We start from the raw sequence: 15,305 nt of genomic DNA, 5'->3' as shown, positions 1-15,305 counted from the left end.
TCTACGCCCCCGTGGATCCGCCCCCACCCACCTATGCGTCCGGGCCCCGAACGCGATCGGCGCCCCCGCGCGTCCACCGTGTTCAGAGCCCGTGACCGGACGACGGCACGCCCATGCTTCCGGGGCACCGTGTGCTGCTGTTCCACCAAGCGATCAGAACCCTGTGGGCTCAGAACCCCTCGTCCGCGAGCCCTTCCGTGTCCTCGCCCTCTTCCTCCAACGCCTGCCGGACCACGCGCAGGGCCATGCCCTGGGAGTAGCCCTTGCGGGCGAGCATGCCCGCGAGGCGCCGCAGTCGCTTGTCGCGGTCGAGTCCACGTGTGGAACGCAGCTTGCGCGCCACCAGCTCCCGCGCGGTCGCCTCCTCCTGATCGGAGTCGAGCTGCCCGACGGCCTCGTCGATCAGCGTCGGCTCGACTCCCTTGGTCCGCAGCTCCTGGGCGAGCGCTCGTCTGGCCAGCCCCCGGCCGTGGTGCCGGGACTCGACCCAGGCTTCCGCGAAGGCGCCGTCATTGATCAGCCCGACCTCCTCGAACCGTGACAGGACCTCGTCCGCCACCTCGTCCGGGATCTCGCGCTTGCGCAGCGCGTCCGCGAGTTGCTTCCGTGTGCGCGGGTTCCCGGTGAGCAGACGCAGACAGATGGCGCGCGCCTGCTCAGCCGGGTCCTTCGGGGAGTCTCTCTTCTCCGCCCTCGACGAGGAGGGAGTGCCTCCGTCCTGCGGGTCGTCGGACGGCTCGCCGAAACCGCCACGCCTCCGACGCCCTCGTCCACCTCGTGGTCCGCCCGCACCGCGGCCGGCGCCACCGCCACGCCGGGAGCCTTCGCCCGGCGGGCCGTCACTCCGCCGCGCGCCGAAGGCCGGCGCCCCGCCGCCGTCCGGATCACCGTCGTCCGGATCGTCGCCGAAGAAGCCTTCCCCACCGTCAAGCCTGTCGTCGGCGGGGCCGTACGAACGGCCGCCGTACCCCCCGGCACCGCCGTACGCTCCGTCACCGTCTCCGCCCGGGCCGCCGTCGCCCCCGCCGTACCCCTGCCCCTGCCCCGTGGGGCCGACAGGAGCGGCGTACTCGGCCCAGTCGGTTCGCCGTGTCATGGACTAGCTCTTGGCCGCCGCGGCCCGGGTCTTGGTGGCCTTGGCCGCCGGAGCGGGCACGGTCTTCGCGGCGTCGTCCGGGGCGGCAGCCGAGACCGCGGCGTCCGCGCCCGGCACGGCGGTGGGCTCCTCGGTCTTCTTCACACCGACGCCCAGCTTCTCCAGGATCTTCTTCTCGATCTCGTTGGCGAGGTCGGGGTTGTCCTTCAGGAAGTTACGCGCGTTCTCCTTGCCCTGGCCGAGCTGGTCGCCCTCGTACGTGTACCAGGCGCCGGCCTTGCGGACGAAGCCGTTCTCCACGCCCATGTCGATCAGGCCGCCCTCGCGGCTGATGCCGTGCCCGTAGAGGATGTCGAACTCGGCCTGCTTGAAGGGCGGCGCGACCTTGTTCTTGACGACCTTGACGCGCGTACGGTTGCCGACCGCGTCCGTGCCGTCCTTCAGGGTCTCGATGCGGCGGATGTCGAGTCGCACCGAGGCGTAGAACTTCAGTGCCCGGCCACCGGTCGTGGTCTCCGGGGAGCCGAACATCACGCCGATCTTCTCGCGGAGCTGGTTGATGAAGATCGCGGTGGTCTTCGACTGGTTGAGCGCGCTGGTGATCTTTCGCAGGGCCTGGCTCATCAGACGGGCCTGCAGACCCACGTGCGAGTCGCCCATCTCGCCCTCGATCTCCGCGCGCGGCACCAGGGCGGCGACGGAGTCGATGACGATGAGGTCGAGCGCGCCGGAGCGGATCAGCATGTCCACGATCTCGAGGGCCTGCTCGCCGTTGTCCGGCTGCGACAGGATGAGATTGTCGATGTCGACGCCGAGCTTCTTCGCGTACTCGGGGTCGAGGGCGTGCTCGGCGTCCACGAACGCCACCTGGCCGCCGGCCCGCTGCGCGTTCGCGACGGCGTGCAGGGTCAGGGTCGTCTTACCGGAGGACTCCGGGCCGTAGACCTCGACCACACGGCCGCGCGGGAGCCCGCCGACGCCGAGGGCGACGTCGAGCGCGGTCGACCCGGTGGGGATGACCTCGATGGGCTCATTCGGCCGCTCGCCCAGGCGCATCACTGCGCCCTTGCCGAACTGTCGTTCAATCTGCGCGAGCGCGGCGTCGAGCGCCTTCTCGCGGTCGGTTCCTGCCATGGGTTCCACCCGGTTTGCTTGAGTCGATCGCTTCACGTCAAAGACGCTAACGCCTGCCACTGACAATGCGCCCCGACGCCCGTCCGGCCTGTGGATAACTCGGGCACATCTCCGTGGAAACCCTGCCGAAACCCTCGGCGAGGGCTCCGCCGGAACTTCCATAAGAATGGATGTTCGATTTTCGTGTCAAGCGCACCACGCGACACCTCCGAGACTACGTTCACCGTCCGACAATCCCCCGGATCCGGGGCGTCACGGGCCCGGCGCTCGTCCGGCCCGGGCTACTCCCCCGGGCGTAGCGCCGGTGTCTTCGGCGGTACGACGACGCCCCGCGGGGCCGCCCGGCAGGCTGTGCGCCATGGAAACGACGAGGGTCCGCCCGCCGACTCCGCTCACGCCCTCGCTCCGTCCGGCCGAGCGGTTCTGCCACGTCACGGGCGCCGTGCTCGTCCTGTCGGGATGCCTGCATCTGCTGGTCTTCGCCGTCGACGGCGGCCCCTGGGACGGACCGGTCTCCTGGCGCAAGCCCGTCACCTTCGGACTCTCCTTCGGTCTGACTCTGATCGCGGTCACCTGGGTGACGTCGTATCTGCGCGTCGGGGCCCGGCTGCGCACCACGCTGCTCGTCGGGTTCGCCGTGGACTGCGTGGTGGAGGTCGGCGGGATCACACTCCAGGCGTGGCGACGGGTGCCCTCGCATCTCAACATGGAGACCGGCTTCGACACGGCGGTGTCCATGACGCTCGCCGTGGGCGGTGGGGTGCTGGTCGTGGTGCTGGCCCTGTTCGCGGTCGCGTCGTTCCGGAACCGGCCCGCGGGGCCTCCCGGCATGCCGCTCGCCCTGCGGTCCGGGTTCGCGATCCTGCTGGTCGCGCTGGCCTCCGGTGCCGCGATGATCGCGCGCGGGGTCGTCCTCACGCGCACCGGCCACCAGGAGGCCGCCTACCGCTCGACGGCTCCGCTCAAGCCGCTGCACGGCGTGAGCCTGCACGCCGTCCTCGTGCTGCCCGCACTGGTGTGGCTGCTGTCCCGTACCGGCTGGAGCGAGCGGGTCAGGGAGCGCGTCCTGTACGGGGCGGTCGGCTGCTACGTCGTGGCCGTCCTGGCGGCCGGCGTCGACGCGGTGCTCACCTGGTGAGCGTCACCGGTCCAGCAGGCGCCGCACGCGCACGGCCAGGCCCTCCGAGCTGCGCGTACGGTGCCCGTGGACGCGCGGGTCGTCCGTGACCTCGTAGCGCTTCACGTACGCCCCGAGGAACGCCTGGAGCGTGGCCACGGCGGGGATGGCGATCAGGGCACCGACGGCTCCGAGGAGTGCCGTGCCCGCGATGACGGACCCGAAGGCGACCGCCGGGTGGATGTCCACCGACTTGGAGGTGAGTTTGGGCTGCAGCACGTAGTTCTCGAACTGCTGGTAGATCACCACGAAGACGAGCACCCACAGCGCGTACCAGGGGTCGACGGTGAAGGCGATCAGCATCGGCAGGGCACCGGCGAGATAGGTGCCGATGGTCGGGATGAACTGCGAGACGAGGCCGACCCACACGCCGAGCACGGGCGCGTAGGGCACGCCGAGCGCCTCCAGCAGGATGTAGTGCGCCACTCCCGAGATCAGTGCCATCAGGCCGCGTGAGTACAGATAGCCGCCGGTCTTGTCGACGGCGATCTCCCAGGCGCGCAGCACCTCGGCCTGCCGGGCCGGCGGCAGCACCGAGCAGAGCGCGCGCCGCAGCCGCGGACCGTCGGCGGCGAAGTAGAACGAGAACAGCGCGACGGTCAGCAACTGGAAGAGCCCGCCCAGGACCTGCCCGGAGACGTCCAGTACGCCGGTGGCGCTGTTCTGCACGTACTTCCGCAGCCAGGCGGAGTGGAGCAGGCTGTCCTGGATGTCGACCCGTCTCAGGTCGGTGTGGAAGTGCGCGTTGATCCAGTTGATGACGGAGTCGAGGTAGTCGGGGAAGCCCTCGACCATCTTGATGATCTGCCCCGCGAGCATCGAGCCGAGCAGGGTGATGAATCCGGCGGTCAGGATCAGCGAGCCGAGGAACACGAGGAACGCGGCCAGTCCCCTGCGCATGCCCCGCGCGGCCATCCAGCTCACCGCGGGTTCTATCGCGAGCGCCAGGAAGAACGAGATCAGGATATTGATCAACAGGCCCGTGAGCTGGTGGAACGCCCAACTGCCCAACTGGAAGCCCGCGATGAGCATCAGCGCGAGCACCATGGCACGCGGCAGCCAGCGAGGCATGCGACCGCCCTGCGCGACGACGCCCGCCCCGGGCGGGTCGGGCGGTGTCGTGCCGAACGGGGATGCCTGCTGATCGACCTGCGTGTTCTCGTCTGTCGGGGCCACGGAGCAAGTTTCGCCCACGCCACCGACAATCGGCCCCGGTCCCCCCATGTTCGATACCCGTCGGACACTTCCCCGGCCCGGACCAGGTACTTTTCGGATACCTGTCAGTGCTTTTCGTACGGAACATCCATCGACGCGCACACCACGCGCCAGACGTCCTTGGCCTCCCAGCCGGCGTCCAGCGCCTCGTTCACGGTGCGCCCGCCGAGTTCCGTCATCACGTGATCGCGCGCGAAGGTGTCGGCGTACCCCGCGCCGAAATGATCAGCCATTCGCTGCCAGAAGACCGTCAACCGCATGACACCAGTATCCCGCCCCTGGGGGTGGGCCGATGCAGGGACCGCATGCCGGGACCGCTTTGCGCCCTACGGTCTGACGCATGGCCGAAACAGGAGCATCCGCACTCCCCCAGACGCCCCCGGCGCGTTCCCCGCTCGCACGCGCCGAGCACTTCATCTGGCTCACCGCGCGCGTACTGGAACAGCGCCGCTTCGCCTATCACTTCCTCGGCGGCGGCGCCGACCCGGTGGAGACCGCGCTGACCGCGTACCGCAACGACGACGACGGGTACGGGCACGCGCTCGAACCCGATCTGCGCGGCCCGATCAGCCAGCCGCTGCACACCGGGCACGCGTTGCGGGTCCTCGACTCGATCGGGCGCTGCGGAGGGCAGCGGGTCGAGCGGGTGTGCCGCTATCTGACCTCCGTGTCGACGGCGGACGGCGCGCTGCCGGCGATCCGTCCCAGCCAGCGCGGCTACCCGGCCGCCCCCTTCCTCCCGATCGTCGACGACCCGCCGAGCGAACTCCTCGCCACCGGGCCGGTGGTGGGCCTGCTGCACCGCAACGAGGTGTGGCACGCGTGGCTCTTCCGGGCCACCGACTTCTGCTGGCAGGCGGTCGATTCCCTGGAGCGGTCCCATCCGTACGAGATCGAGGCGGCGGTCGCCTTCCTCGACTCGGCGGCCGACCGCCCGCGCGCCGAGGCGTGCGCCGACCGGCTGGGCCGCCTCGTCCGGGAGGGCCGGCTCGCCGCGCTCGACCCCGAGAACCTGTCGGCCTTCCCCGTAGCCCCCGGGTACGCGGAAGGCGAGCATCACTTCCCGCACGACTACGCGGGCACTCCGGGCTCGCTCGCGCGGGCGTGGTTCACCGACGAGGAGATGACGCGTTCCCTCGACCACCTCGCGTCCGAGCAGCAGGAGGACGGCGGCTGGCCGATCCGGTGGCGTCAGTGGGCCCCGGGCACCGCACTGGAGAGCCGCCCCCTGGTGACGATCGAGGCCCTGCGCACACTCCGGGCGCACGGCAGATCCCTCGACTGAGGACGTCCGACACTCGTTGCGGGTCCGCGACCATGACCCTGCATCCGGGAGTGCGACGGGATCGTAGGCCGCCCGGCTACGGGAGCGCGGAGGCGTCCGCAAAGGGCCCACGCGCGCGTGCCCGCGTGTCAGCCCGCGATCGCGCGGACCCCGGCCGTCACCACCACGGCGGCGGCGACCACCAGCAGGAACGGGGCGCGCAGGATCAGCGCTACGGCCGCCGCCGCCAGCCCCGCGGCCTTCGCGTCCAGGACGAGGACCCGCCCGTCCGCGAAGGTCTGCTGGGCCGTGAGGGCGGCCAGGAGCGCGACGGGCAGCAGGGCGGCGAGCCGCTGCACGAGCGGCCGCTCCAGTACCCCGGCGGGGATCAGCAGGCCGACGAGCTTGACGACGTAGCAGCCGACGGCGGTGGCGCCGATGGCGATCCAGATGTTCAACGGTCTTCCCCAGATGCGTCGTGCGGTGCGTCGTCGGGCACATCGGTCGGTGCCCCGGTCCCGGTCGTGGACGGACTTCGCGGCGATTCGCCCCGTGGCCCGTGGCCGGTGCGCGCGCGGTTGCGTCCCGTCACGTAGAGAACGGCGGGGGCGGCGAGCGCGGCCACCAGCACGGGGACTCCGGCGGGCAGCACGGGCAGCAGGCCGAGCCCCAGCAGGACCGCGATGCCCGCCACCGCGCGTTCCGTGGTGCTCTTCAGCATGGGCGCGAGCAGGGCCAGGAACACGGCAGGCCCGGCGGCGTCCAGGCCCCACGCGTCGGTGTCCCCGATGGCCTCGGCCCCGGCCGCGCCCAGCAGGGTGGTCAGGTTCCACAAGAGGTACAGCGACAGGCCGGTGACCGTGAAGCCGAGCCTGACGCTGCGGCGGGTGGGCTGGGCGAGCGCGACGGCCGTGGTCTCGTCGATCACCCACTGGGCGGCGAACGGGCGCACCGCGCGCGGGAGAGCGAGGAGCTGCGACAGGCGCAGCCCGTAGAAGGCGTTGCGCACCCCCAGGAAGAAGGCGCCCGCTGCCGCCGTGAGCGGGTTGCCGCCCGCCGCCAGGGCGCCGACCAGCGCGAACTGCGAGGCGCCGGTGAACACCAGGAGGCTGAGCGCGCAGGTCTGCAGAAGGCTCAGCCCACTGCCGGCCGACGTCACCCCGAAGGCGAAACCGGACAGTCCGACGGCGACCCCGACTCCAAGTGCGTCGCGGACGACGGCGGCGTCGGGTTTTCCGGCTTCTTCACTGCGCTGGTCCGCGAGAGCTGTCTGTTCTGCCACGCGTCGGACGGTACGAGGAGGTGGCCCGCGCCGTCTTGTACGTTCTTGCGCTCACGCTGGTAGGCGCCCGGGGGCACGCCCACGATCCGGGTGAAGTGGCGGTTGAGGTGAGGCTGGTCCGTGAAGCCGACGGCGACGGCCGCCTCGGCGGGCGCGGAACCGGCGTCCAGGAGGTGACGTGCCCTGCGGACCCGTGCGTCGGTCAGCCACGTGTGGGGCGGCATCCCGTAGGTGTCCCGGAACGCGCGCAGCAGGGCGAACGAACTGGTGCCGAAGTCGGCGGCGAGCCGCTCCAGCGTCGGCGGCTCGGCCATCCGTTCCTCCAGCACGGCACGCGCGCGTGCGGCGAGACGACCGCCCGCGGTCCGCACGGCACGCTGCGGCAGGGGACCGCCGTTCAGGCGCAGCAGCCGGGTCACGGCGACGCGCAGCAGGGTGTCGGCGGCCAGCGCGTTGCCCTCGTCGGCGGCCCGGAGCACCTGGTGGACCAGACCGGCCGCGTAGGGATCGTCGAGGACGGGCCGGGTGAATCCGGGGGCACCGCGCAGGGTGGTGGTCTCGGCGGCGATCTCCGCGACGAGGTCGGGGGAGGGGTAAACGGCGCCGTAACGCCAGCCCTCGGGAACACCGGCGCGTCCGGTGTGCGGGGTGTCGGGGTTGACGAGGGCCAGGGCACCGGGACCCGCGTACTGGTCGACGCCACCGTGGTGGAAGACCTCGACGCCCTCGTCGATGGCGGCGATCACGAAGTTCTCGTGCGTGTGCCGCACGAAGATCTTCTCGACGTACCGGGCGCGCAGGAGATCGACACCGGGCAGCTCCGCGTACTGCCAGTGTCGTGCCCGCTCCTGCCCCGAACCTGCCACGTCCTCATTCTCCGCCACCTCGGCCGGAGCCACCGCGGACGTCCACCGCACCCCCGCCCGGGCCGGGCGTTCTCCGGTCGGCCGACCCGTTCCCTCCCTGTATCCGCGCAGGTCAGAGCGATTGTCAGTGAGCGGGTGCAGGATGGACGCATGGTCAGCTCCACGCATCGGGCCCTCGACGGCTTCTCCCCCGCGACCCGCGGCTGGTTCACGGGGGCCTTCTCCGCGCCCACCGCGGCCCAGGCCGGGGCGTGGAAGGCCATCGGCGCGGGCTCCGACGTGCTGGTCGTCGCCCCGACCGGATCCGGCAAGACGCTGGCCGCGTTCCTCGCCGCGCTCGACCAGCTGGCCTCGACGCCCCCGCCCGCGGACCCCAGGAAGCGCTGCCGGGTGCTGTACGTGTCGCCGCTCAAGGCGCTCGCGGTCGACGTGGAGCGCAATCTCCGCAGCCCGCTGACCGGCATCCGGCAGGAGTCGGTGCGGCTCGGGCTGCCGGAACCCGAGGTGAAGGTCGGGATCCGCTCCGGCGACACCCCGCCCGCCGAGCGCAGGGCGCTGGCCACCCGCCCGCCGGACATCCTGATCACCACCCCCGAGTCGCTGTTCCTGATGCTGACGTCGGCCACGCGCGACGCGCTGACGGGCATCGAGACGGTGATCCTGGACGAGGTGCACGCGGTCGCGGGCACCAAGCGCGGCGCCCACCTCGCGCTCACACTGGAGCGCCTCGACGAGCTGCTGCCCAAACCGGCCCGCCGGATCGGCCTGTCCGCGACCGTGCGTCCCGTGGACGAGGTCGCGCGCTATCTCTCCCCGCAGCGCAAGGTGGAGATCGTCCAGCCGCCCTCCGGCAAGGAGTTCGACCTCTCGGTCGTCGTCCCGGTGGAGGATCTGGGCGAGCTGGGCGGGTCCCCCGCCGCCGACGGCAAGGACGGCGCGGAGAAGCCCTCCATCTGGCCGCATGTCGAGGAACGGATCACCGACCTCGTCCAGTCCCACCGCTCGACGATCGTGTTCGCCAACTCACGGCGTCTCGCGGAGCGCCTGTGCAACCGGCTCAACGAGATCGCGTACGAGCGGGCGACCGGTGAGCCCCTGGACGAAGCGCACTCTCCCGCCGAGCTGATGGGCGGCTCGGGAGCGGCACAAGGCGCGCCGGCCGTCATCGCGCGTGCGCACCACGGCTCGGTGTCCAAGGAACAGCGGGCCCAGGTCGAGGAGGACCTGAAGGCAGGCCGTCTCCCCGCCGTCGTCGCCACCTCCAGTCTCGAACTGGGCATCGACATGGGCGCGGTCGACCTCGTCATCCAGGTCGAGTCCCCGCCCTCCGTGGCGTCGGGGCTCCAGCGGGTGGGCCGCGCGGGCCACCAGGTCGGCGCGGTCTCCACGGGCGTCGTGTTCCCGAAGTACCGGGGAGACCTGGTCCAGGCGGCCGTGGTCACCGAGCGGATGCGTACGGGCTCCATCGAGTCCCTGCGGATCCCCGCCAACCCCTTGGACGTACTGGCCCAGCAGCTCGTCGCCATGACGGCGCTCGACACCTGGCAGGTCGACGACCTGCTCACCACCGTCCGTCGCGCGGCGCCCTTCGCCGCGCTCCCGGAGTCGGCGTTCACGGCCGTGCTCGACATGCTCGCCGGCCGCTACCCCTCGGACGCCTTCGCGGAGCTGAGGCCCCGCGTCGTCTGGGACCGCGTCGCGGGCACGGTCACCGGCCGCCCCGGCGCCCAGCGGCTCGCCGTCACCTCCGGGGGCACGATCCCCGACCGCGGGCTCTTCGGGGTCTTCCTCGCGGGAGCCGACCCCAAGAAGGGCGGCGGCCGGGTCGGCGAGCTCGACGAGGAGATGGTCTACGAGTCCCGTGTGGGCGACGTGTTCACGCTCGGCACGAGCTCCTGGCGCATCGAGGACATCACGCGGGACCGCGTCCTCGTCTCCCCGGCCCCCGGGGTCCCCGGCAGGCTGCCCTTCTGGAAGGGCGACCAGCTCGGCAGGCCCCTCGAACTGGGCCGTGCCGTCGGCGCGTTCCTCCGGGAAGTCGGCTCCCTCCCCGAGGACGACGCCCGGCTCCGCCTCCTCGCGGCGGGCCTCGACACCTGGGCCGCCGACAACGTCCTGGCGTACCTCACCGAACAGCGCGAGGCGTGCGGTCATGTGCCGGACGACCGCACCATCGTCGTCGAGCGCTTCCGCGACGAGCTGGGCGACTGGCGCGTCGTCGTGCACTCCCCGTTCGGCGCCCAGGTCCACGCCCCCTGGGCCCTCGCCCTGGGGGCGAAGCTGTCCGAGCGGTACGGCATGGACGCCCAGGTCATGCACGCCGACGACGGCATCGTGCTGCGGCTGCCCGACGCCGACCTGATGGGCATGGACCTGCTCGACCAGGCCCCCACGAAGCCGGGCGCCGAGTACGACGCCGACCAGGCACCGGTCGGCGCCGCGGACGTCGCCTTCGACAAGGGCGAGGTCAACCAGATCGTCACGGACCAGGTCGGCAGTTCGGCCCTGTTCGCCGCCCGCTTCCGCGAGTGCGCCGCCCGCGCCCTGCTGCTCCCGCGCCGCAGCCCCGGCAAGCGCACCCCCTTGTGGCAGCAGCGCCAGCGCGCCGCCCAACTGCTCCAGGTGGCGAGCGAGTTCGGCTCGTTCCCGATCGTCCTCGAAGCCGTCCGCGAATGCCTCCAGGACGTCTTCGACGTCCCGGGCCTCACGGAGCTGATGGGCGACATCGAGTCCCGCAAGGTCCGCCTCGTCGAGGTCACCACCACCGAGCCCTCCCCCTTCGCCCGCTCACTCCTCTTCGGCTACGTCGCCCAGTTCCTGTACGAGGGGGACTCGCCCCTCGCCGAGCGGCGGGCCGCCGCGCTGTCGCTGGACTCCCGCCTGCTGGCCGAACTCCTCGGCCAGGCCGAGCTGCGCGAGCTGCTTGACGCCGACGTGCTCGCCGAGCTGGAGAGCGAACTGCAATGGCTCACCGAGGACCGGCGCATCAAGGACGTGGAGGGCGTCGCCGACCTGCTGCGTGTGCTGGGGCCGCTCACGGACGCCGAGCTGGCCGAGCGGGGCGCCGAGCCGCACTGGGCCCAGGAGTTGGCCGCCGCGCGCCGTGCCATCCGGGTCCGGATCGCCGGGACCGATCACTGGGCGGCGATCGAGGACGCGGGCCGCCTGCGGGACGCGCTCGGAACCGCGCTGCCCGTCGGCGTCCCGGAAGCGTTCACCGAGCCGGTGAAGGACCCCCTCGGAGACCTCCTCGCACGGTACGCACGCACCCACGGGCCGTTCACGTCGACGACGGCCGCCGCCCGCTTCGGCCTCGGCACGGCGGTGACGGACGGCGCGCTGCACCGGCTGGCCGCCGGCGGCCGCGTCGTACAGGGCGAGTTCCATCCCGCGGGCATCGGCCAGGAGTGGTGCGACGCCACGGTCCTGCGCAGGCTGCGGCGCCGCTCCCTCGCCGCGCTGCGCCACGAGCTGGAGCCGGTGCCGCCCGCCGCACTCGCCCAGTTCCTCCCGCAGTGGCAGCACGTCGGCAGCGGTCACGGACTGCGGGGCATCGACGGACTGGTGCGCGCCGTCGAGCAGTTGCAGGGCGCGTCCGTGCCGGCGTCCGCGCTGGAGAAGCTGGTGCTGCCCTCCCGTGTCGCCGGGTACGCACCGGCGCTGCTCGACGAGCTCACGGCCGCCGGAGAGGTGGTCTGGGCCGGAGCGGGTTCGCTGCCGGGCAAGGACGGCTGGGTCTCGCTCTATCTGGCCGACGCCGCCCCCCTGCTGCTTCCGGCCGCGCACCCCCTGGAGCTGACGGCGCTGCACCAGTCGGTCCTCGACACCCTCACCGGCGGCTACGGCCTCTTCTTCCGCCAGATCGCCGACCAGGTCCGCGCCACCACCCACCCCGACGCCACCGATCCCCAACTCGCCGACGCCATCTGGGACCTGGCCTGGTCGGGGCGCCTCACGAACGACACCCTCACCCCGATGCGCTCCCTCCTCGGCTCGGGCCGCACCGCCGGATCGACCGCCCACCGCGCCAAGCGCTCGGTCCCCCGCGGGCGGTACGGCGCTCTGACCGGTGGCGCACGCCCCCAGTCGCGGACCGGCCCACCGACCGTGGCGGGCCGCTGGTCGCTCCTGCCCGAACGCGAGCCCGATCCCACCGTGCGCGCCCACGCCCTGGCCCGCACCCTGCTCGACCGGCACGGCGTGGTCACCCGAGGTGCCGTCGCCGCCGAGGGTGTGGAAGGCGGCTTCTCCGCCGTCTACCGCATCCTGTCCGCCTTCGAGGACAGCGGTCAGGCACGCCGGGGCTATGTGGTCGAGGGCCTCGGCGCGGCCCAGTTCGCCATGGACGGCGCGGTGGACCGCCTGCGCGCGGCGGCGAACGCACGGGACCGCGGCGACACCTCAACCCCGCTCACGCCATCCGGCGGACACGGCTTCCCGGACGACTCCCCCGGGGCCCACGGTTTCCCGGACGACCACGGCCTGCCAGGCGGTAGGGGATCCGCCCTGGGCCCGGCGGACGTCCCCGGGTTCCCCGACCTCTCGGGGCTCCCGGGCACCGGCGGCCGCATGGACTCCTCCGGCCGGCCCGACGGCGAGGGCGACGGGCACGGCACCGGCCTCGGCAGTCCGGACATCGACGGACACGGGCCTGCCTTCGGCGATCCCGGCTTCGACGGAGGCGACCCCGGTTCCGGGGACGGCGGGGCCCACGCGTTCTCCGCCGACTCCGCCTTCTCCTCCGGTTCCTCGTACCCCGACGCCTCCGGCCACCCGCCTGCGTCGTCCCGGCGCAACGGCTCGCCGTACGGGTACGGCTCCACGGGCCCCACCGACCGTGGCTTTCAAAACGCCCGCTCCCGCACCCGCGCCACCTCCCCGGCGGTCGTCCTGGCCGCGGCCGACCCCGCGAACGCCTACGGCGCGGCGCTGCCCTGGCCGGAGTCGCCGACGGAGGCGGGCCACAAGCCGGGCCGCAAGGCGGGTTCCCTGGTCGTCCTGGTCGACGGCGAGCTGACCCTCTACATGGAGCGCGGCGGCAAGACCCTGCTGGCCTGGGCCGCCGATCCGGAGAGTCCGGTCGGCGACGACGTCCGCCTGCACGCCGCGGCCGAAGCCCTCGCAGCCGCCGCCCGCGCGGGCTCGCTCGGCACGGTGACCGTCGAGCGCGTCAACGGAGCGTCGGCCCTGACCTCTCCCCTCGGCACCCTCCTGGAAGGAGCGGGCTTCATCGCCACCCCACGCGGGCTGCGACTCCGAGCCTGACCTCGCCCCGCGCGCCGGGCCCCTCCCCGGGACCGGGAGCGACTCCGCGCGCAGGCACACGGTCCGATGAGAAGCGTCCCTGTCGACCGGCAGACAGGTGACACAGACCCTCGCAGCCGACGGCCGACGACCGACGACCGATCCGCCGGGGATAAGCCCCCGGAACCCGTCCACCTACTCCCGGCACCCGGACTGCCAGCCTCCGGTACTCGCCCCCCGCACCCGTCCACCGATCGCGACACCCATCTGCCGCCCCCGGCCCCCGTCGACCGATCGCGACACCCGTCCCTCGACACCGCACGGCCCCTCACCTCCGCCCTCCACTTCCCACCCGTGCCACCCTGGACCCATGCCCGAAGGAGACACCGTCTGGCAGGCCGCGAGGCGGCTGCATGGGGCCCTCGCGGGCAAGGTGCTGACCCGGTCCGACCTACGGGTCCCGCAGTTCGCCACAGCCGACCTCACCGGTCGCACCGTCCTGGACGTCACCCCGCGCGGCAAGCACCTGCTCACCCGGATCGAGGGTGACCTGACGCTGCACTCCCACCTGCGAATGGACGGCTCCTGGAAAGTGTTCGAGCCCGGCCGGCGATGGAGCGGTGGGCCGGCCCATCAGATCCGGGCCATCCTCGGTACGGCGGACCGCACCGCGGTCGGATACCGCCTGCCCGTCCTGGAACTGCTCCGCACCACGGACGAGGACCGCGCGGTCGGCCATCTCGGCCCCGATCTCCTGGGCCCGGACTGGGACCCGGACAAGGCTCTGGAGAACCTCTTCCGCGACCCGGACCGAGCCCTCGGCGAAGCCCTCCTGGACCAGCGGAATCTCGCCGGGATCGGCAACGTCTACAAGAGCGAGCTGTGCTTCCTGCTCGGCGTCACCCCCTGGCTTCCGGTCGGCGCCCTGCCCTCGGGTCTGGCCGCCCCCCTGCCCGACCTGGCGAAGAAGCTGCTGGAGTTCAACCGCGACCGCCCCGCCCGCATCACCACGGGCCGCAGCGACCAGCACCTGTACGTGTACGGCCGCGCTCCCCGCCCCTGCCTGCGCTGCGGAACACCGGTCCGCGTCGCCGACCAGGGCGACGGATCCCGCGAACGCCCGACGTACTGGTGCCCCCACTGCCAGACGGGCCCCACGCCACCGCCGGGCGGACGCCGAGCCGTACATCGACCCCGCACAACTAATTGACGGACCGTCAGAAACGCTCGTACCGTCGCTTCATGGCCCTCCCCGCGTACGACCTCACCGGACGCACCGCCTTCGTCACCGGCGCGGCGAGCGGCATCGGCCGCGCGTCCGCGCTGCTGCTCGCCGAGGCGGGCGCCGTCGTCCACTGCGCGGACCGCGACGCACAGGGCCTGCACGAGACGGCGACCCTGATCAAGGACCAGGGCGGCACGGCCCACACCCACCACATCGACGTCGCCGACCGAGCCCAGGTACAGCAGGCCGTCGCATCGTGCGACCGCGTCGACATCATGGCCGCGGTCGCCGGGATCATGCACAGCAGCCCCGTCCTGGAGACCAGGGACGAGGATCTCGACCGGGTGCTGAGCGTCAACTTCAAGGGTGTGCTCCACGCCTGTCAGGAAGCTGCGCACGCCATGATCGCGAAGGGCGTCCGGGGCAGCATCGTCACGATGGCGTCGGGCGCGATCGACACCGGCGGACCGGGCCTGTTCTGCTACAGCGTGTCGAAGGCGGCCGTCGTCCAGCTGACGAAGACGCTCGCCACCGAGGTCGGTCCGCACGGGATCCGTGTCAACGCGGTCGCGCCCGGCTGGATCCGTACGCCCATGACCGACCACCACGGCGAGAAACAGGCGCACACCGAGGCGTTCATGGCCCGGCTGTCACCGTTGGGCCGCGTCGGAGAGCCAGAGGACATCGCCCACGCCGTGCTGCACCTGGCCTCGGACGCCTCGGGGTTCACCACGGGCCAGATCCTCCGCCCCAACGGCGGCGTCGCGATGCCCTGGTAGCGCTGCACCCTGTATCGCCCCGG

General features: G+C 72.4%; 11 protein-coding genes and 1 pseudogene. 5 read left to right on the top strand and 7 right to left on the bottom strand.

Features of this window, described 5'->3' with window-relative positions; translation table 11 throughout:
• Positions 1-169: 169 nt before the first annotated feature.
• Both recX and recA read right to left on the bottom strand, forming a co-directional pair.
• On the bottom strand, positions 170-1,096 hold the full coding sequence (gene recX, locus ABZT74_RS22215; RefSeq protein ID WP_356437429.1) for a recombination regulator RecX: 927 nt from the start codon (positions 1,094-1,096) through the stop codon (positions 170-172).
• A gap of 3 nt (positions 1,097-1,099) precedes the next feature.
• Positions 1,100-2,230, bottom strand: a complete 1,131-nt coding sequence (recA, locus tag ABZT74_RS22210) for a recombinase RecA (protein ID WP_356164650.1) — start codon at positions 2,228-2,230, stop codon at positions 1,100-1,102.
• Positions 2,231-2,588: 358 nt separating this feature from the next.
• Here recA and ABZT74_RS22205 point away from each other — a divergent pair, with 358 nt between their 5' ends.
• The gene (locus ABZT74_RS22205; protein ID WP_356437426.1) at positions 2,589-3,368 is read left to right on the top strand and encodes a hypothetical protein; all 780 of its coding nucleotides are present in this window, start codon (positions 2,589-2,591) and stop codon (positions 3,366-3,368) included.
• Between the two features lie 3 nt (positions 3,369-3,371).
• Here ABZT74_RS22205 and ABZT74_RS22200 read toward each other — a convergent pair whose 3' ends face one another.
• Together ABZT74_RS22200 and ABZT74_RS22195 are read right to left on the bottom strand one after the other, a co-directional pair.
• On the bottom strand, positions 3,372-4,583 hold the full coding sequence (locus ABZT74_RS22200; protein WP_355871610.1) for an AI-2E family transporter: 1,212 nt from the start codon (positions 4,581-4,583) through the stop codon (positions 3,372-3,374).
• A gap of 104 nt (positions 4,584-4,687) precedes the next feature.
• Positions 4,688-4,882 carry a DUF3046 domain-containing protein gene (locus ABZT74_RS22195; RefSeq protein ID WP_355871613.1) on the bottom strand — a complete coding sequence of 65 codons (195 nt, stop codon included), beginning with the start codon at positions 4,880-4,882 and terminating at the stop codon, positions 4,688-4,690.
• A gap of 80 nt (positions 4,883-4,962) precedes the next feature.
• Here ABZT74_RS22195 and ABZT74_RS22190 point away from each other — a divergent pair, with 80 nt between their 5' ends.
• Positions 4,963-5,907: a hypothetical protein gene (locus ABZT74_RS22190; RefSeq protein ID WP_356164641.1), complete on the top strand. Its 945-nt coding sequence runs from the start codon at positions 4,963-4,965 to the stop codon at positions 5,905-5,907.
• 128 nt (positions 5,908-6,035) lie between these two features.
• Here ABZT74_RS22190 and ABZT74_RS22185 read toward each other — a convergent pair whose 3' ends face one another.
• The 3 genes and pseudogenes from ABZT74_RS22185 to ABZT74_RS22175 all read right to left on the bottom strand — a co-directional run.
• A complete protein-coding gene (locus tag ABZT74_RS22185; protein WP_355871619.1) occupies positions 6,036-6,344 on the bottom strand; it encodes an AzlD domain-containing protein in 309 nt (102 codons plus the stop codon).
• Positions 6,341-7,168, bottom strand: a complete 828-nt coding sequence (locus ABZT74_RS22180) for an AzlC family ABC transporter permease (protein ID WP_356437423.1) — start codon at positions 7,166-7,168, stop codon at positions 6,341-6,343. The genes ABZT74_RS22185 and ABZT74_RS22180 overlap by 4 nt, the downstream gene beginning before the upstream one ends.
• Before the next feature lie 113 nt (positions 7,169-7,281).
• A pseudogene (locus tag ABZT74_RS22175) lies at positions 7,282-8,202 on the bottom strand (AraC family transcriptional regulator); the annotation flags it as partial.
• On the opposite strand from ABZT74_RS22175, the gene ABZT74_RS22170 reads away from it, so the two are divergent.
• The 3 genes from ABZT74_RS22170 (at position 8,185) to ABZT74_RS22160 (ending at position 15,282) form a co-directional block, all read left to right on the top strand.
• Positions 8,185-13,299, top strand: coding sequence for an ATP-dependent helicase (locus ABZT74_RS22170; RefSeq protein WP_356437420.1), 5,115 nt, complete (start codon positions 8,185-8,187; stop codon positions 13,297-13,299). The pseudogene ABZT74_RS22175 and the gene ABZT74_RS22170 overlap by 18 nt on opposite strands.
• A gap of 349 nt (positions 13,300-13,648) precedes the next feature.
• Complete coding sequence (locus ABZT74_RS22165; RefSeq protein WP_356437417.1) at positions 13,649-14,488, top strand: DNA-formamidopyrimidine glycosylase family protein; 840 nt, start codon at positions 13,649-13,651, stop codon at positions 14,486-14,488.
• A gap of 32 nt (positions 14,489-14,520) precedes the next feature.
• The gene (locus tag ABZT74_RS22160; protein ID WP_356437414.1) at positions 14,521-15,282 is read left to right on the top strand and encodes an SDR family NAD(P)-dependent oxidoreductase; all 762 of its coding nucleotides are present in this window, start codon (positions 14,521-14,523) and stop codon (positions 15,280-15,282) included.
• Positions 15,283-15,305: the final 23 nt, after the last annotated feature.

Source organism: Streptomyces sp. NPDC005302 (assembly GCF_040607345.1).
Taxonomy (GTDB): Bacteria; Actinomycetota; Actinomycetes; order Streptomycetales; family Streptomycetaceae; genus Streptomyces.
The sequence above is the reverse complement of the archived record's forward strand: the minus strand, read 5'-3'. Positions and strand labels throughout refer to the sequence as shown.